We start from the raw sequence: 24,722 nt of genomic DNA, 5'->3' as shown, positions 1-24,722 counted from the left end.
CGGCAGATGACCCAGGAGCTCACTTCCCCCACCCCCACCACCGCCCGCCGGGCGCCCGAACCGGGCCGAGCCGCGGGATGGTGGCGCGACGCCGTCATCTACCAGGTGTACGTCCGCTCGTTCGCCGACAGCGACGGCGACGGCATCGGCGATCTGCGCGGTGCGCGCGAGCGGTTGCCGTACCTCGCGGAGCTGGGCGTGGACGCCGTCTGGCTCACGCCGTTCTACGCCTCACCGCAGGCCGACGGCGGCTACGACGTCGCCGACTACCGCGCCGTCGACCCGCTCTTCGGCGAGCTGCGGGACGCCGAGGAGCTGATCCGCGCGGCCCACGGTCTGGGGCTGCGCGTCATCGTGGACATCGTCCCCAACCACACCTCCGACCGGCACCCGTGGTTCCAGGACCCCGAACTGGCCCGGCAGCGCTACGTCTTCCGGCCCGGCAAGGGCGCGCACGGCGAACTCCCGCCCAACGACTGGGAGTCGGTCTTCGGCGGCCCGGCCTGGACCCGCACCGACCGGGGCGACTGGTACCTCCACCTCTTCGCCCCCGAGCAGCCCGATCTCGACTGGGACAACCCGGACGTGCACGAGGAGTTCGCCGCGATCCTGCGCTTCTGGCTGGACCTCGGCGTGGACGGCTTCCGCGTCGATGTCGCGCACGGCATGGTCAAGGCGGCGGGCCTGCCGGACATCGGCCACGGCGAACAGGCCAAGCTGATCGGCAACCAGGTGCTGCCGTTCTTCGACCAGGACGGGGTGCACGCCATCCACCGCTCCTGGCGCCGGCTGCTGGACAGCTACTCCGCCGTCCCGGGACAGGGGACTCCCCCGGCCGAGCGGATCGGCGTCGCCGAAGCATGGGCCCCCTCCCCCGAGCGGCTGGCCCTGTACGTCCGCCCCGACGAGCTGCACCAGGCGTTCAACTTCCAGTTCCTGACCGCCGACTGGCGGGCGGGTGCGCTGCGTACGGTCATCGACGCCTCGCTGGCCGCCACCGCCTCGGTCGGCGCCCCCACCACCTGGGTGCTCTCCAACCACGACGTCGTACGGCACCGCACCCGCCTGGGCGGCGGCCTGCCGCGGGCCCGCGCCGCCACCCTGCTGATGCTCGCGCTGCCCGGCTCCGCCTACGTCTACCAGGGCGAGGAACTGGGCCTGCCCGAGGTGACCGACCTGCCCGACGAGGTCCGCCAGGACCCGGCGTTCTTCCGCGGCCGGCCCGCCGCCGGCGCCGACGGTGCCCCCGACGGCGCGTCCGGCGCCGGCGGCCAGGACGGTTTCCGCGACGGCTGCCGGGTGCCGCTGCCCTGGTCGGACGGCCGGCCGCCGTTCGGCTTCGGGCCCGGCGGCAGCTGGCTGCCGCAGCCCGCCGACTGGGGCGCGCTCTCCGTCGCGGCGCAGCACGGCGACCCGTCCTCCACCCTGGAGTTCTACCGCGCCGCCCTCGGCCTGCGGCGGCAGCTGCCGGGCCTGGGCGACGGGGAGCTGAGCTGGCGGCCGGCGCCCGAGGGCGTGCTCGCGTTCGCCCGCCCCGGTGTGCTGTGCACCGTCAACACCCTCGGCGGGCCCGTCGAACTCCCGCTGCCCGGCCGCCCGCTGCTGGCCAGCGCGCCGGTGACGGTGCGGGACGGGGCGGCCTTCCTGCCGGGCGACAGCTGCGTCTGGTGGGCGGTCTGACGGGCGGAAACATCCGGTGGGCAATCCGACTGGTGAACGGTACAGTCCCACCCATGACCGCCCGGCTGGCCGATATCGCAGCGCAGGCGGGTGTCAGCGAAGCCACCGTCAGCCGGGTCCTCAACGGGAAGCCCGGCGTCTCCGCCACCACCCGCCAGTCGGTGCTGGCCGCCCTCGACGTGCTGGGCTACGAGCGGCCGGTGCGGCTGCGGCAGCGCAGCGCGGGGCTGGTCGGACTGATCACGCCGGAGCTGGAGAACCCGATCTTCCCGGCCTTCGCCCAGGTCATCGGGCAGGCGCTGACCCGCCAGGGCTACACCCCGGTGCTGGCGACCCAGACACCGGGCGGCTCCACCGAGGACGAGCTGACGGAGATGCTGGTGGACCGCGGGGTCGCCGGCATCATCTTCGTCTCGGGGCTGCACGCCGACACCTCCGCCGATATGCAGCGCTATGAGCGGCTGCGCGCCCGGGGTGTGCCGTTCGTCCTCATCAACGGTTTCTCCGACCGGGTGCGGGCGCCGTTCGTCTCGCCCGACGACCGGGCCGCGGCGCAGCTGGCCGTGACGCATCTGGTGGCGCTCGGCCACCGGCACATCGGGCTGGCGCTCGGCCCGCAGCGGTTCGTGCCCGTCCAGCGCAAGATCGAGGGTTTTCTGCACAGCGTGCACGAGCAGCTGGGCCTCGGGCCGGCCGAGGCCGCGCGCTTCGTCGAGCACTCGCTGTACACCCTGGAGGGCGGCCAGGCCGCGGCCGGGGCGCTGCTCGACCGGGGTGCCACGGCGGTCGTCTGTGCCAGCGACATGATGGCGCTCGGGGCGGTCCGCGCGGCGCGGCAGCGCGGTCTGGACGTACCGCGCCAGGTGTCCGTCGTCGGCTTCGACGATTCACCGCTCATCGCCTTCACCGACCCGCCGCTGACCACGGTCCGCCAGCCGGTGCCGGCGATGGGGCAGGCGGCGGTGCGCGCCCTCCTGGAGGAGATCGGCGGCACCCCCGCCCCGCACAGCGAGTTCGTCTTCCTCCCCGAGCTGGTGGTGCGCGGTTCCACCGCCTCAGCCCCGGACGCCGCCGCGAGCCCCGCACCGCCCCGGGTCCCTTAAGGGGCGGCCGGGACGGTCTCCCCCGCGAGATCTACGCCGGCCGCTCCCCGTACGTCTGAGGCGGGACATCGAATACCCGACCGAAGGATGATCGGCGGTACACCGCTTTCTGGCAGACTGTCTGCCTATGGGTGAAGCGCATGTGAGGACTTTGGAAGGCCGGCCAGACACCCCGCCACCCAACGGGGAGAGCGCGGACAGTCCGCCGGGCGGGGGCCTGATGGCCAGGCTGCGGGCGCCCCGGGCGCCCCGCCTCTGGTTCGAGGTCCTGCTGATCGCGGTCAGCTACTGGACGTATTCGCTGATCCGCAACGCCGTGCCCGAGCAGAAGGCCAAGGCGCTGGAGAACGCCGACTGGATCTGGCGGGCGGAGCACACCCTGGGCATCGCCGTGGAGCACTCCATCAACCACGCGGTGAACTCGCTGACGTGGCTGATCGTCTCGATGAACTACTACTACGCGACGTTGCACTTCATCATGACGATCGGGGTGCTGATCTGGCTCTACCGCTGGCATCCGGGCCGTTACGCCGCGGCGCGGCTGGCCCTGTTCGCCACCACCGGGGTGGCCCTGGTCGGCTACTACTTCTACCCGCTGGCGCCGCCCCGGCTGATGACCGGCGGCGGCTTCATCGACACCGTGATCGTGCACGACACCTGGGGTTCGCTGGCGTCCGGCAACCTCGCCTCGATGTCCAACCAGTACGCCGCGATGCCGTCGATGCACATCGGCTGGTCGCTGTGGTGCGGTATCACCATCGCGCTGCTGGCCAAGCCCTGGTGGGCCAAGACTCTGGGTCTGCTCTACCCCACCACGACGCTGCTGGTCATCGTCTGCACGGCCAATCACTTCTGGCTGGACGCCCTCGGCGGCATCCTCTGCCTGACCTTCGGCTTCACCCTGGCCCGCACCTGGTACGGCACCCTGCCGCACGGACTGGCCCGGTACCCCGACGCCCGGAGCGCGCTCACCTGACGGCGGGCCGCGGACGGGACGGGGCGCGGGCGCGAAGCGGCCGGCGCAAGGGGCCGGGTGCGCCTGATGGTGCGCACCCGGCCTCTCGGTCTCTCCGGACGGTCTCGGCGGCAACCCCTACCTGACCTCCAGCCTCGCCCCGGCCCGCACCTGGTACGGCACCCTGCCGCACAGGCCGACCCGGTACCCCGACGCCCGGAGCGCGCTCACCTGACGGCGGGCCGCGGACGGAACGCGGACAGGACGGGGCGCGGGCGCGAAGCGGCCGGCGCAAGGGGCCGGGTGCGCCCGATGGTGCGCGCCCGGCCTCTCGGTCTCTCCGGACGGTCTCGGCGGCAACCCCTGCCTGACCTCCAGTTTCGCCCCGGCCCGCACCTGGTACGGCACCCTGCCGCACGGACTGGCCCGGTACCCCGACGCCCGGAGCGCGCTCACCTGACGGCGGGCCGCGGACGGGGCGGGGCGGGATGGGGCGCGGGCGCGAACCGACCGACACCACATCCGCCGCACTCGACCAGCGCAAGGAACCGGGTGCGCCCGACGGTGCGCGCCCGGCCTCTCCGCCTCTCCCGACCGGGCGGCCCGGTGGCCGGGGGCTATCCCACCGCCCGGTGGGTGATCTGGCCGTCGGTCATCGTCAGCCGGACGGGGGCGGTGCCCAGCTCGTCGGCCGGGGCGGTCACCGGGTCGACGCCCAGGGCCGTGAGATCGGCCCGGTAGCCGGGGGCGATCCGGCCCGCCACCGCCTCCTCGCCGGCCGCCAGCGCGGCGTGCGACGTACAGCCCTCCAGCGCCATCAGACCGGTCAGCGCCTGGCCGGGGGTGACCGGTGCGGTGCCGGTCTCGCCCGCGGGGCGCCGCAGCCGGGCGGTGGCCAGGACCTGGCGCGGATCGTGGTGCGCGATCGGCCAGTCGGAGCCGAGGACCAGGACCGCGCCCGCGTCCCGCAGATCGCGGCACCGCCAGGCCCGCTCCGCCCGCTCCGTGCCGACCCGCTGCGACCAGGCGTCGGTGTGGTCGGCGCGGGTGTACGCGGTGTGGGTGGGCTGCATGGAGGCGGCGACGCCCAGGGCGGCGAACCGTGGCAGCTGCTCGTCCGGCACGGTCTCGATGTGCTCGATGCGGTGCCGGTAGCGGCCGGGCGCCCGGTCGGCGCCGAGCGCCTCGACGGTGTCCAGGACGTGCCGGACGGCGGCGTCGCCGATGGCGTGCGTGGCGGTGCGGACCCCGGCGCGGTCCAGGTGATGCACGGCGCGGGTGTACGCCGCGGGGTCCGGCCAGAACGCCTCCGTGCCCTGGCCGTGGCAGTCGGCCCGCTCCAGCCAGGCCGTACCGCCCTCGACGGTGCCGTCCATGAAGAACTTCACCCCGCCCACCCGCCAGCGCCGGCCGGTGAGCCGCTGGAGCGCGACGAGGTGGTCGAGGCCGTCGGCGTCCACGCCGGGCATGCACCAGGGCGCGAGCCGCAGCCGCAGCGGGAGGTCGCCGTCCGCCTCGATACCGGTCAGCAGGTGCAGGGCGTCCGGGTCCTGGAGGTCCATGACATGCGCGCCGGTCAGCCCGGCCGCGGCCATCTCGCCGAGCAGCGCGAGCAGCCGCGCCCGCCGGTCGGCGGCCGAGGGGCGCGGCAGGACGGGCAGCAGCAGGTCCATGGCGGCGTGTTCCACGAGATGCCCGGTGGGCCGGCCGGTGGCGTCGCAGACCACGCTGGCGCGCTGGGCGAACTCCCGCGGGCCGTCGATCCCGGCGGCCGCCAGGGCGCGGCCGTCGGCCAGCGCCGAATGGCCGTCGTAGAGCCGGAGGAAGGCGGGCGCGCCGCCGAGCGCGTCCTCGATCAGGTCGCGGTGGACGGGCCGGTCGCCGAACACGTTGTGGTCCAGGCCCCAGCCGGTCACCCAGCCGCCCGGGGGCAGCGCGCGGGCGGCGGCGGCGAGGGCGGTGCGCAGCCCGTCGAGGTCGTGGCAGCCGGAGAGGTCGAGGCCGGTGGACATCTCGACGCCCCAGACCGGGTGGCTGTGCCCGTCGACCAGGCCGGGGGTGAGGGTGGCCCCCGCCAGGTCGATGACCTCGGTCGCCGCGCCCCGCCAGTCCCGTACGTCCCGCTCGTCGCCGACCGCGGCGATCGTGCCGTCCTTGACGGCGACGGCCTCGGCCCAGGGCCGCCGGGGATCGAGGGTGCGGATCCGCGCACCGGTCAGGACGGTGTCGGCGGTGGTGAGCGGGGAGGACGCGGCGGGCACGGTCGGCACGGGGGCTCCTTGGACGAGGCGGGCGGATCGGGGGTCAGCGGGCGGGCGGGGTGGCGGCGGGCGGCCCGGTGGGCGCCGCCCGTTCCGCCGCGGCCGGTGCCGGCGCCGGCCGTTCCTCGTCCGCCGGTTCCGCCTCCCCCGGCGGCTCCGCCGCGAAGCCCGCGTAGACCGCGGGGCGGGTGCGGCGCAGCCGGCGGGCGAGGAGCAGGCCGAGGACGAAGGCGGCGGGGACGGTGAGGACCAGGGCGGCGTTGGTGGCCAACGGTGCGCCCGTCATCAGGTCGATCTTGGTGATGACCAGGCAGAGGGCGCCCGCCATCAGGACGGTGGCGGCGATCGGCACGATACGGGTGCGCAGCGCGCCCTCCCGGTGGGCGAAACGCCGGAAGTACAGCGGCACGGCGGCGGCGGTGACCGCCTGGAGCGCCAGCAGGCCCAGCATTCCCGGGGTGTTCATCCACAGCAGCAGCTGCTGGTAGGGGTCCGCGCCGGCGACGGCGAAGCCGAGGACGACGACGAGCGCGAGGGCGCTCTGCACCACACCGGCGGTGTACGGCGAGCCGTGCCGGCGGTGGACGCGGCCGAGCGCGGCGGGCAGCACGCCCTCCCGGGCGAGCGCGAGGCCGTAGCGGTTGATCGCGTTGTGGAAGGCCAGTTGGGAGGCGAGGATGCTGGTGACGATGAAGACGTGCATCAGGTCGGCGGCCCAGGTGCCGACGTACTGGGTGGTCGCGGTGAAGAAGAGACCGGCCGGGTCGTGGACGGCGGCCCGGACGATCTCGTCGCTGCCGACCGCCTGGATGACGATCCAGACGGTGAAGGCGTAGAAGAGCCCGAGGAAGGCGACCGCGATATAGGTGGCGCGCGGGATCGTGCGGGCCGGATCGCGGGCCTCGCGGCGGTAGATGGCGGTCGACTCGAAGCCGGTGAAGGCGGCGAAGGCGAAGGCGAGGACCGCGCCGGTGCCGGGCACCAGGACGTTGCCGGGGGCCAGGGAGTCCAGACTGAGGCCGTGCGCGCCGCCGCGCAGCAGCACTCCCCCGGCGAGCAGGACGAGGATGCCGGTCTCGGCGAGCAGCAGGACGCCGAGGACCTTGGCGCCGAAGTCGATACTGCGGTAGCCGAGGAACCAGATCACGAAGACGCCCGCGACGGCGATCGGCGGCCAGGGGACGTGGATGCCCCAGAGCGCTTCGAGGGCGTCCTGGGTGCCGGTGGCGAGCAGTCCGTAGACGCCGATCTGCATACCGTTGTACGCGAGCAGCGCCACGGTGGCGGCGCCGAAGCCGGCCGGGCGGCCGAGGCCGCGGGTGATGAAGGCGTAGAAGCCGCCGCCGCTGCGGACGTGGCGGGCCATGGTCGTGAAGCCGACCGCGAAGAGCGCGAGGGTGGCACCGGCGAGGAGGTAGCCGACGGGGGCGCCGAGACCGCCGGCGCCGATGGCGAGCGGGGCGACGCCGGCCATGACGGTGAGCGGGGCGGCGGCGGAGATGACGAAGAAGGCGATGTCCGCGACGCCCAGGGTGCCGCGGCGCAGCGTGCCGGCGGGCGGCGGCGGGACGTCGGAGGAGCCGGCTGAGCCGGGTGGGCCGGACGGTCGCGTCGGCGACCCGTCTCGGGTCTCGGGCGCTACGGCCATGGCGCTGGTGCCCTTCTGCGGGGGAGGCGGAGCGCGGACGGCGGCCCGCCGGGCGCGTGTACGGGTGGCACGGCGCGGGCGGCAGCCGCCGGGGGCCTCGTCGTTGACGACGCCCACCGGACCGCGAGCAGGACATGGGGGGCAGGAACCGTGAGCCGGAGCAGGAACCTAAAGACTTTCGGTTTCTGCAATGTAGCCCCGCCCGTACGATTCGGGAAGACCTCACGGGTGGGAGCGACAACATGGCGAGGCCGCGCAAACCGCTGCTGGACCGGGCGCGGATCGCCACGACGGCGCTGCGACTCGTCGACGCGCAGGGCGAGTTCAGCGTTCCGCAGATAGCCCGGTCGCTCGGTGTGCAGACCGCTTCGGTGTATCACCATGTGGACGGCCGGGCCGGGGTGATCGAGCTGCTGCGGGAGCGGGTGGCCGAGGCCATCGACACCTCGGCACTCGACGTCGCCCCCTGGGACGCGGCCCTGGAGTCCTGGGCGCGCTCCTACCGCGCCGCCTTCGCCGCCCATCCGCGCGCGATCCCGCTGCTCACCGCGTCGCCGGTGCGGGCGCCGAAGGTCCTGGCCCAGTACGAGCGGGCCGCCGGGCTGCTGCTGGACGCGGGCTTCGCGCCGCCCACCGTCATTCCGGTCATCGCGGCGCTGGAGAACGTGGTGCTGGGCTCGGCGCTGGATCTGGCCGCCCCGGAAACGATGTGGGAGGTCGCCGACGAGCGGGCCGCCCCGCGGCTGGCGCGGGCGCTCGCCGCCACCGGCCCCGCGCGCGCCGACACCGCCTTCGAGCTGTCGCTGGCGGGCGTCCTGGAGCGGGTCCGCGCGATGGCGGCCGGACGGCCGTAGGGCGGGCGCCGGCCGCCGGGCCGCTCACCCCTCGTAGAAGAGTTCCTCCACCACGCCCCGCGCCCGCCGGGTGATGCGGCGGTAGTCGTCGAGCATCTCCCCGACGTGGCCCTCCTCGTAGCCGAGGTAGCGGCCGACCGCCGCCAGCTCCCGGCCGTCCACCGGGAAGGTGTCGCCGGGGCGGCCCCGGACCAGCATCACGGCGTTGCGCACCCGGGCCGCCAGCACCCACGCCTCGTCCAGGGTCTGCGCGTCCTCGGTGCCGACCAGCCCGGCGGCATGGGCGGCGGCCAGCGCCTCGCGGGTGCGGGTGGTGCGCAGCCCCGGGACGCACCAGCCGTGCCGCATCTGGAGCAGCTGGACGGTCCACTCGACATCGCTCAGACCGCCGCGCCCCAGCTTGGTGTGGGTGGTCGGGTCGGCGCCGCGCGGCAGCCGCTCGGACTCCATCCGGGCCTTGAGCCGGCGGATCTCACGGATCGCGTCCTCGCCGAGGCCCTCGACCGGATAGCGCAGCGGATCGATCAGATCGAGGAAGCGCTGCCCCAGCCCGGCGTCGCCCGCGACCGGTTCGGCGCGCAGCAGCGCCTGCGCCTCCCACACCAGCGACCAGCGGCGGTAGTAGGCAGCGTACGAGGCGAGGGTGCGCACCAGCGGGCCGGACCTGCCCTCCGGGCGCAGGTCCGCGTCGATCGGCAACGGCGGGTCGGCGGACGGGAGTTGGAGCAGCCGGCGCATTTCGTCGGCGACGGCGCGGGCGGCCTTGGCGGCCTCGTGCTCGTCGGCGCCTTCCCGGGGTTCGTGCACGAAGAGCACATCGGCGTCCGAACCGTAGCTCAGCTCGTGGCCGCCGAAGCGGCCCACGCCGATCACCGTGAAGCGGGTGGGCAGGGTGTCGCCCCACTGCTCGCGGACGGCGGCCCGCAGCGCGCCGGCGAGGGTGGCGGCGGTCAGGTCGGAGACGGCGGAGCCGACGACGTCGATGGCGTGCCCGTGGTCCTTCTCCGCCGGGCTGCCCTCCGTGCCGTACGCGCCGATCAGGTCGGCGGCGGCGGTGCGGAACAGCTCCCGGCGGCGCACCCCGCGGGCCGCCGCGACCGCCGCCTCGGCGCCGTCCGCGCGGCCGACCGCGGCCAGCACCTCCTGCTCCAGGGCGGCCCGGCCGCGCGGCCGCAGGCCGTCGGGGGCGCCGAGCAGGGCGACCGCCTCGGGGGCGCGCAGCAGCAGATCGGGGGCGAGCCGTCCGGCGGAGAGCACCCGGGCGAGGTTCTCGGCGGCGGCGCCCTCGTCGCGCAGCAGGCGCAGATACCAGGGGGTCTTGCCGAGCGCGTCGGAAACCTTGCGGAAGTTGAGCAGTCCGGCGTCCGGGTCGGCGGAGTCCGCGAACCAGGAGAGCAGCACGGGCAGCAGCGTACGCTGAATCGCGGCCTTGCGGGTGACACCTGAGGCCAGTGCCTCCAGATGACGCAGCGCGGCCACCGGGTCCGCGTAGCCCAGCGCTTCGAGGCGGTGGCCCGCGGCCTTGGCGGACAGCCGGGTCTCGCCGGGGTCGAGATGGGCGACGGCGTCCAACAGCGGCCGGTAGAACAGTTTCTCGTGGAGGCGGCGCACCTCGCGGGCGTGCCACTTCCACTCCCTGCGGAGGGTGTCCACCGCCTCGGTGCGCATGCCCAGCGAGCGGGCCAGCCGGCGCAGATCGGCGTCGCCCTCGGGCATCAGATGTGTACGGCGCATCCGGTAGAGCTGGATGCGGTGCTCCAGGGTGCGCAGGAAACGGTAGGCGGCGTCCAGCGCGGCGGCGTCCTGGCGCCCGACGTAGCCGCCGGCCGCGAGCGCGCCGAGCGCCTCCAGGGTGGTGGCGCTGCGCAGCGTCGCATCGCTGCGGCCGTGCACCAACTGGAGGAGCTGGACGGCGAATTCGACGTCGCGCAGCCCGCCGGGGCCGAGCTTGAGTTCCCGGTCGACCCGGTCGGCGGGGATGTTCTCGACGACCCGGCGGCGCATCTGCCGGACGTCGGCGACGAAGTTGTCCCGCTCGGCGGCCTGCCAGACCATCGGGGAGAGCGCCTCGGCATACGCGCGTCCCAGCTCCGGATCGCCGGCCATCGGGCGGGCCTTGAGCAGCGCCTGGAACTCCCAGGTCTTGGCCCAGCGCTGGTAGTAGGCGAGGTGGCTGCTCAGGGTGCGGACGAGCGGGCCGTTGCGGCCCTCGGGGCGCAGATTGGCGTCCACCGGCCAGATGGTGCCCTCGGCGGTGATGTCCGAGCAGACCCGCATCATCCGGGAGGCTATCCGGGTGGCGGACCGGAGCGCCGCGGCCTCCTCCACCCCCTCCTTCGGCTCGGCGACGAAGATGACGTCGACGTCCGAGACGTAGTTCAGCTCGCGGCCGCCGCATTTGCCCATGCCGATGACGGACAGCCGGCAGACGGCCGCGTCGCCCGGCTGCTCCTCGCGGGAGATCTCCAGGGCGGCGCGCACCGTGGCGGTGGCCAGGTCCGCCAGTTCCGCCGCGGTCTCGGCGACATCGGTGGTGCCGCACACATCGCGGGCCGCGATGCCCAGCAGACACCTGCGGTAGGCGGCCCGCAGCGCGTCCGCGCGGGTGCGGTCCGCGCCCCGTTCGCCCCAGATGCCCTCGGCGAGCGCCTCCTCGAACTCCGCGGTGCCGGGGTGCAGATCGGCCGACTCGTAGGTGACCAGCGACCGCCAGTCGTGCGGGTGCCGGGCGAGGTGGTCGCCGAGCGCCTCGGAGGCGCCCAGCACTCCCAGCAGCCGGTCGCGCAGCGGTTTCGCCGCGACGACGGTGCTCAGCAGCTCCTGCTGGTCGTCCGGGTCCTGGGCCTCCACCAGACGGACCAGGCCGAGCAGCGCCAGATCGGGGTCCGCGGTGGCACCGAGCGCTTCGAGCAGCACCGAGTCATCGCGTACGGGGGCGAGTTCGGGGGCATCGAGCAGCAGTCCGGCCGCCGAGGGCTGGGTGAAACCGTGCCTCAGCAGCCGGGTGAAGGCGCTGCTCCGCCGTCCCTGCGGAGCGGGTAGTGCCATGGCGGGCCGCCTCTCGGGGGGGCTCAGAGAACCGGCAGCATCTTGCGCAGCTCGAACGCGGTGACCTCGGAGCGGTACTCCTCCCACTCCTGCTTCTTGTTGCGCAGGAAGAAGTCGAAGACGTGCTCGCCGAGGGTTTCGGCGACCAGTTCGCTGCGCTCCATGAGGTCGATGGCCTCGCCGAGGTTCTGCGGCAGCGGTTCGATGCCCATGGCGCGGCGCTCGGCGTCGGAGAGCGCCCAGACGTCGTCGTCGGCGCCGGGCGGCAGCTCGTACCCCGCCTCGATGCCCTTGAGGCCGGCGGCGAGCAGTACCGCGTACGTCAGATACGGGTTGGCGCCCGAGTCGATCGAGCGGACCTCGACGCGGGTGGAGCCCATCTTGCCGGGCTTGTACATCGGGACGCGGATGAGCGCGGAGCGGTTGTTGTGGCCCCAGCAGATGTACGAGGGGGCCTCGCCGCCGGCGCCCGCGGTGCGGTTGGCGCCGCCCCAGATGCGCTTGTAGGAGTTGACCCACTGGTTGGTGACGGCGGAGATCTCGCCGGCGTGGCGCAGCAGTCCGGCGATGAACGACCGTCCCACCTTGGAGAGTTGGTACTCGGCGCCGGACTCGTGGAACGCGTTGCGGTCGCCCTCGAAGAGCGAGAGGTGGGTGTGCATCCCGGAGCCGGGGTACTCGGAGAACGGCTTGGGCATGAACGTGGCCTGTACGCCCTGTTCCAGCGCGACCTGCTTCATCACGAGCCGGAAGGTCATGATGTTGTCGGCGGTGGACAGCGCGTCGGCGTACCGCAGGTCGATCTCCTGCTGGCCGGGGGCGCCTTCGTGGTGGCTGAACTCCACCGAGATGCCCATCGACTCCAGCATCGTGATGGCCTGCCGGCGGAAGTCCATCCCGACGTTCTGCGGGGTGTGGTCGAAGTAGCCCGAGGAGTCGCCGGGGGTCGGCCGCTGGCCGTCCACGGGCTTGTCCTTGAGCAGGAAGAACTCGATCTCGGGGTGGGTGTAGAAGGTGAACCCGAGGTCGGAGGTCTTGGCCAGGATGCGCTTGAGGACATAGCGCGGGTCGGCGTAGGAGGGGGAACCGTCCGGCATCAGGATGTCGCAGAACATCCGGGCGGTGCCGGGGGCCTCGGCGCGCCACGGCAGGATCTGGAAGGTGCCGGGGTCCGGCTTGGCGATCATGTCGGATTCGTACACTCGGGCGAATCCCTCGATCGCGGAGCCGTCGAAGCCGATGCCCTCGTCAAATGCCTGTTCAAGCTCCGCCGGGGCGACCGCCACGGACTTGAGGAACCCGAGAACATCGGTGAACCACAGCCGTACGAAGCGGATATCGCGCTCCTCCAGCGTTCGGAGCACAAATTCCTGCTGCTTGTCCATGGGTCACCAATCCTTGCAGGTCATTCGGCCCGTCCACGCGCAGGAAAAACACGTGTGGCACACCAGTATCACGTGAGGGGGTTACCGTCACATTACGCACCCTTGGCCGGAATCAGAACCGTCGGCCCGTTACCCCCACGGCAATCCTTCCCCCGCCGGACACTCTCAGCGCCCCCGGATGGCCGCAGACGGAGGCTTGGGCCAGACTTGGGGGGTACCTGAGGCTCCGTTGACCGCTCATTGACGGGTCCGTGTCATGAGATCCCTAGCCTGGGGGCGGGCCACGGGCTGCGCGGCCCGGACGGGCCCGGCCGAGGGGGACAACGGGGCATGGGACAGGGATTCCAGACCAATCCGGACGCGCTGTTCAGCTGTGCGGGCGCCACCGAACAGCAGCAGGAGGCGATCCCGCGGATCGCGCTGGCGCTGGCACATGTGGAGATACCGTCGGGCGCCTTCGGCAAACTGCCGGAATCCGACGAGCTGCACACCTCCTACAACGAGCACGCCACGGCGGCACAGCAGAACATCCACGACCTGACGGGCATCCTCCAGAGCGCGGCGGAGAGCCTGCGCGCGATGGCCGGCGCCTACGTCGCCAACGAGTACGCCCTCCAGGAGGGCTTCGGCGGGAGCGGCGCGGGCGGCGGGAGCGTGCCGGTATGAGCGTGACGGCCGCGTACGCCTGGGTCGACAAGGAGATCGAGCAGCTCCCCGACATCCAGGAGATCCACAGCAGCGAGGAGCACGGCATCGACGCCGGGCTCGACGACGCGATCCGGTGGTTCCTGGACAAGATCGGGCTGATGGACGAGCTCGAAAAGGTCACCGGCATGCCGACGCAGCTGACCGCCGCGGCCCAGGAGTGGCGGGCACAGGGCGAGGCGCTGCACAAGGTGGCCGAGGAACTGCGGTCGGCGGCACGCTCGCTCCCCGAGCACTGGGAGGGCGACGCGTCGGACGGCTTCGGCCGCGGGATGGGCCAGATCGTCGACGCGCTCGACGACACCGGCAAGGACATGGGCCGGACGGCGCAGATCCTGAGCCAGGCCGCCGCGGAGTGCAAGTTCGCCGAGGACGCGATCGTCGCGATCATCCGCGAGGCGATCGAGTGGGCGGCGATGTCGCTGGCCGCGATGGTGATCACCGACATCCTGACGCTCGGCCTGGCCACGGTGGTGGACGGACTGGTCGCCGAGGCGGAGGTGGCGGTCTTCCTCGCCCGGGTGGAGAAGGTCTCCACGACACTGGCCAAGACGCTGCGGGACCTGATGAAGGCCGTCAAGGAGTTCAAGAGCGGAGCGACATCGTTCAAAGAGGCGCGCGAGGTCGCGGCCACGCTGCGCAAGGCGGGCGGGATCATGGGCAAACGCAAGCAGACGTTCAGGGACTGGGCCGCCCACAGGGCGGTCACGAGCCAGATCCGCGGCCACGGCACGGATCCCCTCGTCAACGCCGTCACCGGCCTCACCGGTGACTACAAGGGCAAGGCCGAAGAGGCGGCCGAGCACTTCGGCAAGGAGGCGATGGACGGCGGCCGCCCGCCGGAACCCGCGCCGTACCGCGTCCCCAAGGGCAGCATCGAGGACACCTTCGGCTGACCGCCGGGGCCGACAGAGAGACGGACATGCACCCCACACCCGTCGTCCCGGAGCGGGACGCCTGGCTCATCACGCACACCGCCGGTCTGCTGCGGCCGGGTGAGGTGCTGTACGGCGCACTGTCCGTGAAGCTCGACCCGCTGGCGCCCGAGACCATCCCGAAACGCCACTGCAGGCCCAAGCCGGAGGCGGTGCAGAAGGCGCGGTTCCGGGGATGGGAACGGATCTTCATCCCGGTGGCCGCCGTCATGTGGGTGTGCTCCATCCCCGGCGGTCTGCTGGAGGCGGGGGCGCATCACACCTGGCGCGGGCTGCGCCGGATCTTCCGGGGGCGCGTCTGGGAAGGGGGCTGGGAGAGCGCCGCGGGCTGGTTCGCCGTCACCACCCGCACGGGCACGAGTGACATCCCGGGCTACGACAACGAGCGTCTCGCACTGGCCTTCACCGATCAGCGACTGCTGCTGCTGAGCGATCCGGCCATGCCGGACCAGCACGCGGCCGAGCTGCTCGGTGAGGTGCCGCGCGGGCAGTACGCCCTGCGGCGCGAGCCGCCTCCGCCGCGCCACAAGGGACGGGCGGACATCGCCTTCGCCGACGGCTCCTGGCTGGCCCTGAAGGCCGATGACCTGCGCGAGGGGCCGTTGCTCGGCCGTCTGCTGTCGGCGGGGTGAGCCCGGCGCCCCCTTGGTCCCGGGACACGTCCGGGCCGAGGGGCGCCGTCGCGTCGTGGTCCCGGCCGCCACGTCGCGGAGCGGTCGGCCCCGCCGGTGCGGTCAGCCCCGCTGACCTGGTCGGCCCTGCTCCAGGACGGCGCGGGCGACCGTTTCCGGTGCGTCGGCCATCACCAGGTGCCCGGCGGGGGCGGCGACCGTGAACCGGCCGCCCAGTTCCGCGGCGAGTGCCCGCTGCCGCTCCAGCCAGCGCAGTTCGCGCGCCGTCTCGCTGCCGTCGTACGCCGCCAGGACCGTCACCGGTACGGCGGGCAGCGGGTGGCCCGGACGGAGCGCGGCGAGTTCGGCGGCCTGATAGCCGTAGGTCGCGTGCTCCAGGGCGCAGGCGCGCAGCACCCGGCTGGTGCGGTACCCGGCGCGCTCCCAGGGGTGCGGCGGATGGTTGCCGAGGGTCGCGGCGCGGGTGACCAGGCGGCGGGCGGCCGGGCCGAGGGCGCGCGGCACGCCCGCGGCGGACAGCGCGCCCGCCAGGCCGCCCGCCCAGGCGGTACGGACCGCGCGCGGCAGCAGCGGCCGCGGGTCCTCCTCGACGCTGGTGTCGACCAGGACGAGGCCGGCGCAGCGGTCCGGATACCGGCGGGCGAACGCCTCGGCGTGGAACCCGCCGAGCGAGTGGCCGACGACGGCGGCGGGCCCGAAGTGGCCGAGCACATCGAGGAGTTGGGCGATCCGGTCCGCCTCGGCGGCGACCGTGGGCGGCTCCGGCGCGGGGGCGCTCAGGCCCAGGCCGGGCCGGTCGAAGCGGACGACGGTACGGTGCGGGGCGAGCAGCGCCGCGACCGCGTCCCAGTCGTACCAGGCCAGGCCGAGCCCGCCGGTGAGCACGCACACCGGGCCGGCGCCCTCGCTCAGGACGTGCAGCGGCACGCCGCCCACCCGCAGCATCCGGCCGGGCGCGCGGCCGACGCGGCTGGTGCGGCCGGCGTGACGGGTGCGGCCGGCGTGACGGGTGCGGCCGGCGCGGCTCATCGGCCCGCTCCCGGGTCGCGGCCGGGAGGTGGTGCGGGGATGTCGCCGGAGGCCGGGGCCGGGGGCTGCCCGGGTTCCGTACGGGCCGCCCGGTCCGCCCGGCCCGGCGCCCCTGCCCCCGCCGTACGCTCCCCGGTCGCACCCCCGCCGCCCAGCGCACGCCCGTTCCGTGCCACGCACCCGGCGAGTATCGCGATGTAGAGGGCGACCAGCAGGACCTGGAGGCGCTGGCCGACGCCGAGGGCCCAGGTGCCCTGGCCCGCGGTGAAGGCCGCGACCGAGACCAGCGTCCAGCCCGTGGCGGCGAATTCGGCCAGTACCAGCGGCGGCCCGTAGCGGGCGAGCGCCGGCCACCGGTCGTAGCGGCGGGCGGCGACGGTCAGCAGGACTATGGCGCCGAGCGCGCCGACCATGGCGAGCGAACTGCTGATGGCGTGCGCGGTGTGGGTGGCCGGCACCAGGCCCGCGGTCTCCCGGGCCGCGCACGCCGGGTCGCTGGTCGGCGCGCAGCTCAGCGGCAGCCGGGAGTCGAGGGCGGTGGCCGCGCCGAAGAGCGCGAGCGCGGCCCAGCCCGCCGTCGCCCACGGCCGGCGCTCCAGGGTGAACAGCGCGGTCACCGCACCGGCCAGTACGAGCAGCCCGGCGACCAGGTCGGTGGCGCGGAACAGCCCGCCGAGCGGCTGATCGACGGCGGCCAGCTCGCTGACGTACGCCTCCACCGGGTTGAGGCCGGTGGAGACCACCACCTCCAGGACCCAGGCGGTGTAGGCGAGGGCGCCGAGCAGCAGCAGTACGGCGGCCGCCCGGCGGCGGGTGGGGAGGGGGCTGGTCGGGGTCACGGACATCCTGGTGGTCGGGTGGACCCGGCGGGGCACGCAGAGCGCCGGGAACGCCGGTGGCGCGAGAGGCCCAGGATAGGCAGACCGCCGACGCCAATGCGGTGATAGCGGCACAAAGAGCGCCGCATCGCCGCGCGGCGCGGCCGTCGGGGGCCCACCCTCGGAGGCCGATACCCCGCGGGGGTAGGGTGCGCCGGAGTCGCGGGGCGCACCAAAGTCCGCGGGCCCGTGCGTCCGTATGCCGTCCGTACGTATGCCGTCCGTACGCCCGCGAGTCCGTTCGTCCGTGGGCCCGTGACGCCCGCCGGTCCGTACGTCCCGCCGAGAGGTCCGCCATGTGTGAGCAGGGGAAGGCCGCCGCGTGGTGCGGTCGGCTGCTGCTGTTCGCGGCGCTGATCGCCGGGATCGTCGCGATGCACACCTTCGGGCATCCGACGGACGGGCACGGCGGACACGAGACCCTCACCGCGGCGGGCCGCCCGGCACCGGAGCCGAGGGCGATGACCGGGCCGATGACGGCGCCGGTGCCGATGCCGATGGCTGCGCGGCCGGCGGACCGTCCGGCGGCGCCCGTGCCGGCGGGGCCGGTCGCCGCGTCGGGGCCCCTCGCCACGGAGGCGACGACCACACCGAAGCCGATCACCACAGCGGCACACCCGCCGGCGTACCCGACCGCGCTCGCCGTCTCCGACGGGGTCAGCGGCGGCGGCGCGATGGACCCCGGCACGGTCTGCCGGGCCGTGCTCTCCGTCTGGGCGACGGCGCTACTGGTCCTGCTCGGCGTCGGCCTGCTGCTCGGGCAGGCGGAGACGGGTGTGTCGGCCGCCCTCCGGGCCCGTCTGCTGCGCGGTCTGCGGCCGCTGCCGCCGCCACCGCGCCACAAGCTCCTCGCCCGACTGTCGGTGCTGCGCGTGTAGGAGCGCACCCGGCCGCCGACGCCTGCGCGCGTCCACGGCCCCGTGCCCCTTCCGCCACACCACCACCGACACCCTCATGAGGTGCTTCACCATGGCTACTCACTCCCGCCGCGCCCTGCTCGGCGCGGGTCTCGCCGTCGCCGGCAGCGGTCTGCTGGCCGCCTGCTCCACCGAAGACGCCGGGTCCGGCCCGCACGACGGCAAGAACCACTCCCCCGGCCCCGGCGCCACCCCGGCCGGATATGTCTCCCCGGACGGCCCGGAGGTCGCCGCGGCCGAGCGGAAGCGGGGCGCGGGCTCCGTACGGAAGGTCGCGCTCACCGCCACCCCGGACCGGCTGGACCTCGGCGGCCGCGCCGTCAACTCCTGGTCGTACGGCGGTGAACTGCCCGGCAAGGAGGTCCGCGTCACGGCGGGCGACACCCTCGCGCTGACCCTCGCCAACCACCTCCCGCAGGCCACCTCCCTGCACTGGCACGGACTGGCGCTCCGCAACGACATGGACGGCGTCCCGGATCTGACCCAGCGTCCGGTCCCGGCCGGCGCCTCCTTCACCTACCGGTTCGCGGTCGCGCACCCCGGCACGTACTGGTTCCATCCGCACTCCGGCGTGCAGCAGGACCGTGGGCTGTACGCCCCGCTGATCGTCGAGGACCCCAAGGAGCCGCTCGCGTACGACAAGGAGTGGGTCGTCGTGCTGGACGACTGGCTCGACGGGGTGGACGGCAGCACCCCGGACGCGGTGCTGGCCGAGCTCCGCAAGGGCATGGGCGGCGGCCACGGCGGTATGGATCACGGCGGCATGGACATGGGCGAAGGCGGCATGGACATGGGCGAGGGGGGCGGGAAGAGTGCGGGCGGTACGGACCACGGGGCGCACGGCATGGGCGGCCGCGCCGTGCCCTCGTCCGGTGGTACGTCCCGCCCCGGCGGCCCGCCGCGGATGCTGATGGGCGCCACCAGCAAGTGGCTGGGCGGCGATGCCGGGGATGTGGACTACCCGTACCACCTCGTCAACGGCCGCGCCGCCGACGATCCGCAGACGTTCCGCGCCGCACCGGGCGACCGGATCCGGATCCGGCTCATCAACGCGGGCGGCGACACCGCCTACCGTGTCGCGCTCGGCGGCCACACCATGACCGTGACCCACACCGACGGCTTTCCCGTCGAGCACGCCGGGACCGACGCGCTGCTGCTGGGCATGGGCGAGCGCTACGACGTCCTGGTCACGGCCAAGGACGGCGTCTTCCCGCTCACCGCGCTCGCCGAGGGCAAGAAGCGGTCCGGGCTGGCCGTGCTGCGCACCGGCGGCGGCACGGCGCCCGGCCCGGCCGCCCGCCCCGGTGAGCTGGACGGCCGGCTGCTCACCGCGGACCGCCTGAAGGCCGCCGAGGCCGTACGGACGAGCGTCCGGCGCCCCGACCGCACCCTCGCACTCGACCTCACGGGGTCCATGGCGGCGTACGACTGGGCGATCGACAAGAAGCCGTACACACCGTCCCAACGGCACCCGGTCAAGGCCGGTGAGCGGGTCCGGCTCTCCTTCCGCAACCGCACCACGATGTGGCATCCGATGCATCTGCACGGCCACACCTTCGCGCTGCCCGGCGGCGGCCCCCGCAAGGACACCACCATCGTGCTGCCGGGCCGCACCGTCAGTGTCGACTTCGACGCCGACAACCCCGGTCTGTGGATGATCCACTGCCACAACGTCTACCACTCGGAGTCGGGAATGATGACGGTCCTCGGCTACCGGAAGCAGTAGCGGGGCGGCAGGCGTGGCGACCGCCTCCGGGCCCGGCCCCGACCGGCTCCCGCACCGACGGGAGCCGGGTCCAGGGGCCGGGTCCGGAGGGCCGGACCGGGGCGCCGGACCCCCATTGCGTCAGAAAGACGATTACACTGACAGGGTGCCTCCACTTCGTCTCGCCCTGCATCAGATCGACTCCTGCGTCGGCGATATCGGCCGGAACGCCGGGACGATCGTCCACTGGACCCGGTACGCCGCCGGACAGGGGGCGCACCTCGTCGCGTTCCCGGAGATGGCGCTGACCGGCTATCCCGTCGAGGACCTCGCGCTGCGCCCCTCCTTCGTCGAGGCGAGCCGGGCCGCGCTGCGGGCGCTGGCCGGCCGGCTGGCGGCGGAGGGGCTGGGGGAACTCCCGGTGGTCGTCGGCTATCTGGACCGCTGTCCGCAGGACCTGCCGCGCTACGGCCGGCCGGCCGGCGCCCCGCAGAACGCCGCCGCGGTACTGCACCGGGGCCGGATCGCGCTCAGCTTCGCCAAGCACCACCTCCCCAACTACGGCGTCTTCGACGAGTTCCGGTACTTCGTCCCCGGCGACACGCTGCCCGTCGTACGGGTCCACGGCGTGGACGTGGCGCTCGCCATCTGCGAGGACCTGTGGCAGGAGGGCGGCCGGGTGCCCGCGGCGCGCAGCGCGGGGGCCGGGCTGCTGCTGTCGGTCAACGCCTCACCGTACGAACGGGACAAGGACGACACCCGGCTGGAGCTGGTCCGCAAACGGGCCCGGCAGGCCGGCTGCACCACCGCCTACCTGGCGATGACCGGCGGGCAGGACGAGCTGGTCTTCGACGGCGACTCCATCGTCGTCGACCGGGACGGCGGGGTGATCGCGCGGGCGCCGCAGTTCACCGAAGGCTGTCTGCTGCTCGACCTCGAACTCCCGGCCGCCGCGCCCGAACCGCCCTCCGGTGTCCTCGACGACGGCCTGCGCGTGGACCACATCACGCTCTCCCCCGACCCGCTGCCCGCGTATCCGCCGCGGCCCCCCGTCACGCTCTCCCCCGGTCCCTCGCCCGACCGGCCCGCCTGTCCTCCGCAGCCCCTCGGCGACGGGGCCGGGCAGCCGGCGGACACCGGGGCGAGGCTGCCGGACACCGAGGAGATCTACACCGCGCTGGTCGTCGGGCTGCGCGCCTATGTCACCAAGAACGGCTTCCGCAGCGTGGTGCTCGGGCTGTCCGGCGGGATCGACTCCGCGCTGGTCGCCGCCCTCGCCTGCGATGCGCTGGGCCCCGAGCGGGTACACGCGGTGGCCATGCCCTCCCGCTACTCGTCGGAGCACTCCCTGACCGACGCCGCCGAACTGGCCCGCCGTACGGGCCTCGCCTTCCGTACGGTGCCGATCGCCCCGATGTTCGACGCGTACATGGCGGCGCTGGAGCTGACCGGCCTCGCCGAGGAGAACCTCCAGTCGCGGCTGCGCGGCACGACTCTGATGGCGATCTCCAACCAGGAGGGGCACCTCGTCCTCGCGCCCGGCAACAAGTCCGAGCTGGCGTGCGGCTACTCGACCCTCTACGGCGATTCGGTGGGCGGCTACGGCCCGATCAAGGACGTCTACAAGACCGTCGTCTACCAGCTCGCCCGCTGGCGCAACCGGTCGGCGGCCGACCGCGGCCGGACCCCGCCCATCCCGGAGCACACGATCGCCAAACCCCCGAGCGCGGAACTGCGCCCCGGCCAGGTGGACACCGACTCCCTGCCCGACTACGACGTCCTGGACCGCGTCCTGGAGCTGTACGTCGACCGCGACCGGGGCCGCGAGGAGATCGTCGCCGAGGGCTTCCCCGAGGAGCTCGTCACCCGGGTCCTGCGCATGGTCGACCGCGCCGAGTACAAGCGCCGCCAGTACCCGCCCGGCACCAAGATCTCCGCCAAGGGCTTCGGCAAGGACCGGCGGCTGCCGATCACCAATCACTGGCGGGAGGGGGACTGAGGGGCGGCCCCCAAGGCCGCCGGCCGCATTCACCCGGTGCCGGTCAGGCGCCGAAGCCGTACTCCAGGATGCGGGAATGCGCGTCCAGCACCATCTCGTCGGCCTCGACGGCGCCGCCGTCCCGCGTGACGGCGGTACGGCGGATGAGAAGGACCGGCGTCCCGCTGGGCAGGGCGAGCCGGGTGGCCTCATCGGACGTCGGCATACGGGAACGGACTTCCTCACGGAGGTGAACCGGCTCGTGTCCGAGTTCCGTCAGGCGGGCGTAGCTCCCGCCGGGGCCGGTATCCGGCCGGGTGACCGGAGATCCGGCGACGAGTCCGGCCGATCGGGGAAGTCCGGCCGCCGGTGCACTCCCCCGGCCCCCGGCCCCGGTCATGACACGGGGCGGCCCCGTGCGCGGCTCCCCCGCCTGGGGCTCAGCCGACGCGTTCGGCCGACACCGCGTCCGCGTCCGGGGACAGGTCCACGTCCCCGTCATCGCTGCGCGCGACGATGCGCGACGTCTCGCCGGTGTCGCGGTCCAGCAGACCCGCCGTGACCGCGACGGCGAGGCCGAGGGCGGCCAGGGCCGCGCCCACCGGGGCGGGAGAGGTCCAGCCCCAGCCGGCCGACAGGGCCAGGCCGCCGGCCCAGGCGCCGCCCGCGTTGGCGAGGTTGAAGGCGGACTGGTTGGCGGCGGCGGCCAGGGTGGGGGCCTGTGGGGCCTTGTTCATGACGAGCATCTGCAGCGGGGTGGTGGTCAGGAAGCCGACGGCGCCGATGACGACGACGCCGGCCAGGGCCGCCCATTTCACCTGGGCGGCGAGGGGGAAGACGGCGAGGACGACGGCGAGCGCCGCCAGCGATCCGTACAGGGTGGGCCGCAGTGCCCGGTCGGTGAGCGGTCCCGCGGCGAGCGCGCCGAGGGTCATCCCGATACCGAAGAGGGCCAGGACGAGCGGGACGGAGGTCTCGGCGAAGCCGGTGACCTCCGTCATCATCGAGGCGAGGTAGCTGTAGAGGGCAAAGACCCCGGCGAAGCCGAAGACGGTGGTGAGCAGGCCGAGCAGCACCTGACGGTTGCCCAGGGCGCGCAGTTCGCGGCCCGGACCGGTGCGCGCCCCGGCCGGCAGCGGTGGGATCAGCCGGGCGAGGGCGGCCATCGCGACGAGGCCGATGGCGGCCACGACGAGGAAGGTCGCGCGCCAGCCGAGATGCTGGCCGAGCAGCGTCGCGGCGGGTACCCCGACGACGTTGGCGATGGTCAGGCCGAGGAACATCGTGGCGATCGCGCGGGCCTGCCGGCCCTCCCGTACCAGCCGGGCGGCGACCACCGCGCCGACGCCGAAGAACGCGCCGTGCGGGAGCCCGGCCAGCAGCCGGCCGACGATCAGCAGCCCGAACCCGGGCGCCAGGGCGGAGGCGAGATTGCCGACCGTGAAGACCGCCATCAGCAGGACGAGCATCCGCCTGCGCGGGATGCGGGAGCCCAGGACGGTCAGCAGCGGGGCGCCGATGACGACACCGAGGGCGTAGGCGGAGACGAGGTAGCCGGCGGTGGGCACCGAGGTGCCCAGATCGTCCGCGACATGGGGCAGCAGGCCCATCATCACGAACTCCGTGGTGCCGATACCGAAGGCCGAGATCGCGAGCGCGAGCAGAGCCAAGGGCATGAAGGACCTTTCGGGGACGGTGCGTGCGGCGGCGCACGCGGGCAGGAGAGTCCGTACGTCTTCGTGCCGGGAACGCCGTTCTTCGCTCCGGACGCCGTCCGGGGCGTTGTCCAGGGCACAGTCCTGGACGCTGCCGGTGGCGCCGCCCTGGGCGTTCCGGATGTTCCGGACGTTCCGTTGCACGTCGACAAGTTCTGAGTCGATAAGTTCTGATACGGAACAAAGACTCTCAGCCGTAGTATTCCGGCCCGAGAACGGGGTGTTACAGAAGGGTATGTCGCGGGTGGACGTCACCGGGGGCGGTCACGGGGCCGGACGTCCGCTCCGTCCGGCCCCGTGACCGCCCCCGGTGACCCTGGCGATCCGGCGCCTCCACCGTCCCGGGTCAGATTTTGATCGAGGCGGCGACGGGCAGGTGGTCGCTGCCGGTGGCCGGCAGGGTCCAGGCCGAGACCGGGTCCATGCCCTTCATCATGATCTGGTCGATACGGGCCATCGGGAAGGCCGCCGGCCAGGTGAAGCCGAAGCCGTCGCCCGCCGCGCCCTGCGCGGAGCGCATCTGCGCGGTGACCGGGGCCAGCGACCGGTCGTTCATGGTGCCGTTGAGGTCGCCGAGCAGCACCACCTTCTTCAGCGGCTCGGCCTTGATCGCCTCGCCCAGCAGCGCGGCGCTGCCGTCGCGCTGGTTGGCGGTGAAGCCCGCCTTGAGCTTGACGCGGACGGACGGCAGATGCGCGACGTAGACGGCGAACTTCTGGCCGTCGGCGGCGGTGACGGTGGCACGCAGCGCCCGGGTCCAGCCCATCCGGATGTCCACCGGCGCCGCGTCGGACAGCGGGTGCTTGCTCCAGAGGCCGACGGTGCCCTGCACAGTGCTGTACGGGTACGCCTTCGCCAGTGCCTCCTTGTACTTGGGCAGCGCGGTGCTGGCCAGCTCCTCCAGCGCCACCACGTCGGCGCCGGACGCCACGATGTCCTTGGCGGTGCCCGTCGGGTCGGGGTTGTCGGCGTCGACGTTGTGCGTGGCGACGGTGAGGTTGCCGCCGGTGCCCTTCTTGTCGGTGACCAGCCCGCCGAAGAGGCTGACCCAGACGACGGCCGGCAGCAGCAGCGCGACGATCGCGGTCGCCGAGCGGCGCAGCACCGCGGCGACCAGCAGCAGCGGGATGCCGAGCGCCAGCCACGGCAGGAACGTCTCCAGCAGACTGCCCAGGTTTCCCACCGTGTTGGGGAGCTGTGCGTGCAGGATCATCAGCAGGCCGAGCAGCACGGCGAGTACGGCCAGCACGATGCCGCGCCGCCACATCCCCTCGGGGCGCCACCAGTTCAGCAG

General features: G+C 73.8%; 18 protein-coding genes and 1 pseudogene. 10 read left to right on the top strand and 9 right to left on the bottom strand.

What is annotated here, in order from left to right:
- Nucleotides 1-6: 6 nt before the first annotated feature.
- The 3 genes from ACLJWH_RS06335 to ACLJWH_RS06325 all read left to right on the top strand — a co-directional run bounded on the left by ACLJWH_RS06335 (nucleotide 7) and on the right by ACLJWH_RS06325 (nucleotide 3,759).
- On the top strand, nucleotides 7-1,680 hold the full coding sequence (locus tag ACLJWH_RS06335) for a glycoside hydrolase family 13 protein (RefSeq protein ID WP_411140583.1): 1,674 nt from the start codon (nucleotides 7-9) through the stop codon (nucleotides 1,678-1,680).
- Nucleotides 1,681-1,733: 53 nt separating this feature from the next.
- Nucleotides 1,734-2,783, top strand: a complete 1,050-nt coding sequence (locus ACLJWH_RS06330) for a LacI family DNA-binding transcriptional regulator (protein WP_411140582.1) — start codon at nucleotides 1,734-1,736, stop codon at nucleotides 2,781-2,783.
- A gap of 127 nt (nucleotides 2,784-2,910) precedes the next feature.
- Nucleotides 2,911-3,759 carry a phosphatase PAP2 family protein gene (locus tag ACLJWH_RS06325; protein WP_411140581.1) on the top strand — a complete coding sequence of 283 codons (849 nt, stop codon included), beginning with the start codon at nucleotides 2,911-2,913 and terminating at the stop codon, nucleotides 3,757-3,759.
- Between the two features lie 596 nt (nucleotides 3,760-4,355).
- Here the strand turns inward: ACLJWH_RS06325 and ACLJWH_RS06320 are convergent.
- Together ACLJWH_RS06320 and ACLJWH_RS06315 are read right to left on the bottom strand one after the other, a co-directional pair.
- The gene (locus tag ACLJWH_RS06320; protein WP_411140580.1) at nucleotides 4,356-6,008 is read right to left on the bottom strand and encodes an amidohydrolase; all 1,653 of its coding nucleotides are present in this window, start codon (nucleotides 6,006-6,008) and stop codon (nucleotides 4,356-4,358) included.
- A gap of 34 nt (nucleotides 6,009-6,042) precedes the next feature.
- Nucleotides 6,043-7,647, bottom strand: coding sequence for an APC family permease (locus tag ACLJWH_RS06315; RefSeq protein WP_411140579.1), 1,605 nt, complete (start codon nucleotides 7,645-7,647; stop codon nucleotides 6,043-6,045).
- Between the two features lie 242 nt (nucleotides 7,648-7,889).
- Between ACLJWH_RS06315 and ACLJWH_RS06310 the strand changes: the two genes are divergently transcribed.
- Nucleotides 7,890-8,501 carry a TetR/AcrR family transcriptional regulator gene (locus ACLJWH_RS06310; protein WP_411140578.1) on the top strand — a complete coding sequence of 204 codons (612 nt, stop codon included), beginning with the start codon at nucleotides 7,890-7,892 and terminating at the stop codon, nucleotides 8,499-8,501.
- Nucleotides 8,502-8,525: 24 nt separating this feature from the next.
- Here the strand turns inward: ACLJWH_RS06310 and ACLJWH_RS06305 are convergent, their stop codons facing one another.
- Both ACLJWH_RS06305 and ACLJWH_RS06300 read right to left on the bottom strand, forming a co-directional pair.
- A complete protein-coding gene (locus ACLJWH_RS06305; RefSeq protein ID WP_411140577.1) occupies nucleotides 8,526-11,549 on the bottom strand; it encodes a bifunctional [glutamine synthetase] adenylyltransferase/[glutamine synthetase]-adenylyl-L-tyrosine phosphorylase in 3,024 nt (1,007 codons plus the stop codon).
- A gap of 23 nt (nucleotides 11,550-11,572) precedes the next feature.
- The gene (locus ACLJWH_RS06300) at nucleotides 11,573-12,934 is read right to left on the bottom strand and encodes a glutamine synthetase family protein (RefSeq protein WP_052860383.1); all 1,362 of its coding nucleotides are present in this window, start codon (nucleotides 12,932-12,934) and stop codon (nucleotides 11,573-11,575) included.
- Between the two features lie 330 nt (nucleotides 12,935-13,264).
- Between ACLJWH_RS06300 and ACLJWH_RS06295 the strand changes: the two genes are divergently transcribed.
- From ACLJWH_RS06295 to ACLJWH_RS06285, 3 genes are read left to right on the top strand one after another with little or no spacing between them, the layout of a single operon-like run.
- Nucleotides 13,265-13,600 (top strand): hypothetical protein, encoded by a 336-nt coding sequence (locus ACLJWH_RS06295; RefSeq protein ID WP_411140576.1) that lies wholly within the window; start codon nucleotides 13,265-13,267, stop codon nucleotides 13,598-13,600.
- Nucleotides 13,597-14,535 carry a WXG100 family type VII secretion target gene (locus ACLJWH_RS06290; RefSeq protein WP_411140575.1) on the top strand — a complete coding sequence of 313 codons (939 nt, stop codon included), beginning with the start codon at nucleotides 13,597-13,599 and terminating at the stop codon, nucleotides 14,533-14,535. Before ACLJWH_RS06295 ends, ACLJWH_RS06290 begins: the two co-directional genes overlap by 4 nt.
- A 26-nt stretch (nucleotides 14,536-14,561) precedes the next feature.
- The gene (locus ACLJWH_RS06285) at nucleotides 14,562-15,206 is read left to right on the top strand and encodes a hypothetical protein (protein ID WP_411140574.1); all 645 of its coding nucleotides are present in this window, start codon (nucleotides 14,562-14,564) and stop codon (nucleotides 15,204-15,206) included.
- 102 nt (nucleotides 15,207-15,308) lie between these two features.
- Here the strand turns inward: ACLJWH_RS06285 and ACLJWH_RS06280 are convergent, their stop codons facing one another.
- Both ACLJWH_RS06280 and ACLJWH_RS06275 read right to left on the bottom strand, forming a co-directional pair.
- Nucleotides 15,309-16,151: an alpha/beta fold hydrolase gene (locus ACLJWH_RS06280; RefSeq protein ID WP_411140885.1), complete on the bottom strand. Its 843-nt coding sequence runs from the start codon at nucleotides 16,149-16,151 to the stop codon at nucleotides 15,309-15,311.
- Nucleotides 16,152-16,393: 242 nt separating this feature from the next.
- A pseudogene (locus ACLJWH_RS06275) lies at nucleotides 16,394-17,080 on the bottom strand (DUF998 domain-containing protein); the annotation flags it as partial.
- A 329-nt stretch (nucleotides 17,081-17,409) separates the two neighbouring features.
- Between ACLJWH_RS06275 and ACLJWH_RS06270 the strand changes: the two are divergent.
- The 3 genes from ACLJWH_RS06270 (at nucleotide 17,410) to ACLJWH_RS06260 (ending at nucleotide 21,734) form a co-directional block, all read left to right on the top strand.
- The gene (locus ACLJWH_RS06270) at nucleotides 17,410-17,991 is read left to right on the top strand and encodes a hypothetical protein (protein WP_411140573.1); all 582 of its coding nucleotides are present in this window, start codon (nucleotides 17,410-17,412) and stop codon (nucleotides 17,989-17,991) included.
- A 91-nt stretch (nucleotides 17,992-18,082) separates the two neighbouring features.
- Nucleotides 18,083-19,756, top strand: coding sequence for a multicopper oxidase family protein (locus ACLJWH_RS06265; protein ID WP_411140572.1), 1,674 nt, complete (start codon nucleotides 18,083-18,085; stop codon nucleotides 19,754-19,756).
- Nucleotides 19,757-19,901: 145 nt separating this feature from the next.
- A complete protein-coding gene (locus tag ACLJWH_RS06260; RefSeq protein ID WP_411140571.1) occupies nucleotides 19,902-21,734 on the top strand; it encodes an NAD+ synthase in 1,833 nt (610 codons plus the stop codon).
- A 43-nt stretch (nucleotides 21,735-21,777) separates the two neighbouring features.
- Here the strand turns inward: ACLJWH_RS06260 and ACLJWH_RS06255 are convergent, their stop codons facing one another.
- The 3 genes from ACLJWH_RS06255 to ACLJWH_RS06245 form a co-directional block, all read right to left on the bottom strand.
- The gene (locus ACLJWH_RS06255; protein WP_411140570.1) at nucleotides 21,778-22,113 is read right to left on the bottom strand and encodes a UTRA domain-containing protein; all 336 of its coding nucleotides are present in this window, start codon (nucleotides 22,111-22,113) and stop codon (nucleotides 21,778-21,780) included.
- A 40-nt stretch (nucleotides 22,114-22,153) separates the two neighbouring features.
- The gene (locus ACLJWH_RS06250) at nucleotides 22,154-23,389 is read right to left on the bottom strand and encodes an MFS transporter (protein WP_411140884.1); all 1,236 of its coding nucleotides are present in this window, start codon (nucleotides 23,387-23,389) and stop codon (nucleotides 22,154-22,156) included.
- Nucleotides 23,390-23,774: 385 nt separating this feature from the next.
- Nucleotides 23,775-24,695 (bottom strand): endonuclease/exonuclease/phosphatase family protein, encoded by a 921-nt coding sequence (locus ACLJWH_RS06245; protein WP_411140883.1) that lies wholly within the window; start codon nucleotides 24,693-24,695, stop codon nucleotides 23,775-23,777.
- Between the last annotated feature and the right edge of the window lie 27 nt (nucleotides 24,696-24,722).

Source organism: Streptomyces sp. x-80, assembly GCF_046549095.1.
Classification (GTDB): Bacteria; Actinomycetota; Actinomycetes; order Streptomycetales; family Streptomycetaceae; genus Streptomyces; species Streptomyces celluloflavus.
Note: the sequence above shows the minus strand (reverse complement) of the source record. Positions and strands in the feature narration are given on the sequence as shown.

Coding starts and splice junctions, on each gene's coding strand:
- ACLJWH_RS06335 (WP_411140583.1), top strand. CDS start 7: ATGACCCAGGAGCTCACTTCCCCCACCCCCACCACCGCCCGCCGGGCG.
- ACLJWH_RS06330 (WP_411140582.1), top strand. CDS start 1,734: ATGACCGCCCGGCTGGCCGATATCGCAGCGCAGGCGGGTGTCAGCGAA.
- ACLJWH_RS06325 (WP_411140581.1), top strand. CDS start 2,911: ATGGGTGAAGCGCATGTGAGGACTTTGGAAGGCCGGCCAGACACCCCG.
- ACLJWH_RS06315 (WP_411140579.1), bottom strand. CDS start 7,647: ATGGCCGTAGCGCCCGAGACCCGAGACGGGTCGCCGACGCGACCGTCC.
- ACLJWH_RS06310 (WP_411140578.1), top strand. CDS start 7,890: ATGGCGAGGCCGCGCAAACCGCTGCTGGACCGGGCGCGGATCGCCACG.
- ACLJWH_RS06305 (WP_411140577.1), bottom strand. CDS start 11,549: ATGGCACTACCCGCTCCGCAGGGACGGCGGAGCAGCGCCTTCACCCGG.
- ACLJWH_RS06300 (WP_052860383.1), bottom strand. CDS start 12,934: ATGGACAAGCAGCAGGAATTTGTGCTCCGAACGCTGGAGGAGCGCGAT.
- ACLJWH_RS06295 (WP_411140576.1), top strand. CDS start 13,265: ATGGGACAGGGATTCCAGACCAATCCGGACGCGCTGTTCAGCTGTGCG.
- ACLJWH_RS06290 (WP_411140575.1), top strand. CDS start 13,597: ATGAGCGTGACGGCCGCGTACGCCTGGGTCGACAAGGAGATCGAGCAG.
- ACLJWH_RS06285 (WP_411140574.1), top strand. CDS start 14,562: ATGCACCCCACACCCGTCGTCCCGGAGCGGGACGCCTGGCTCATCACG.
- ACLJWH_RS06280 (WP_411140885.1), bottom strand. CDS start 16,151: ATGCTGCGGGTGGGCGGCGTGCCGCTGCACGTCCTGAGCGAGGGCGCC.
- ACLJWH_RS06270 (WP_411140573.1), top strand. CDS start 17,410: ATGTGTGAGCAGGGGAAGGCCGCCGCGTGGTGCGGTCGGCTGCTGCTG.
- ACLJWH_RS06265 (WP_411140572.1), top strand. CDS start 18,083: ATGGCTACTCACTCCCGCCGCGCCCTGCTCGGCGCGGGTCTCGCCGTC.
- ACLJWH_RS06255 (WP_411140570.1), bottom strand. CDS start 22,113: ATGACCGGGGCCGGGGGCCGGGGGAGTGCACCGGCGGCCGGACTTCCC.
- ACLJWH_RS06250 (WP_411140884.1), bottom strand. CDS start 23,389: ATGCCCTTGGCTCTGCTCGCGCTCGCGATCTCGGCCTTCGGTATCGGC.
- ACLJWH_RS06245 (WP_411140883.1), bottom strand. CDS start 24,695: ATGTGGCGGCGCGGCATCGTGCTGGCCGTACTCGCCGTGCTGCTCGGC.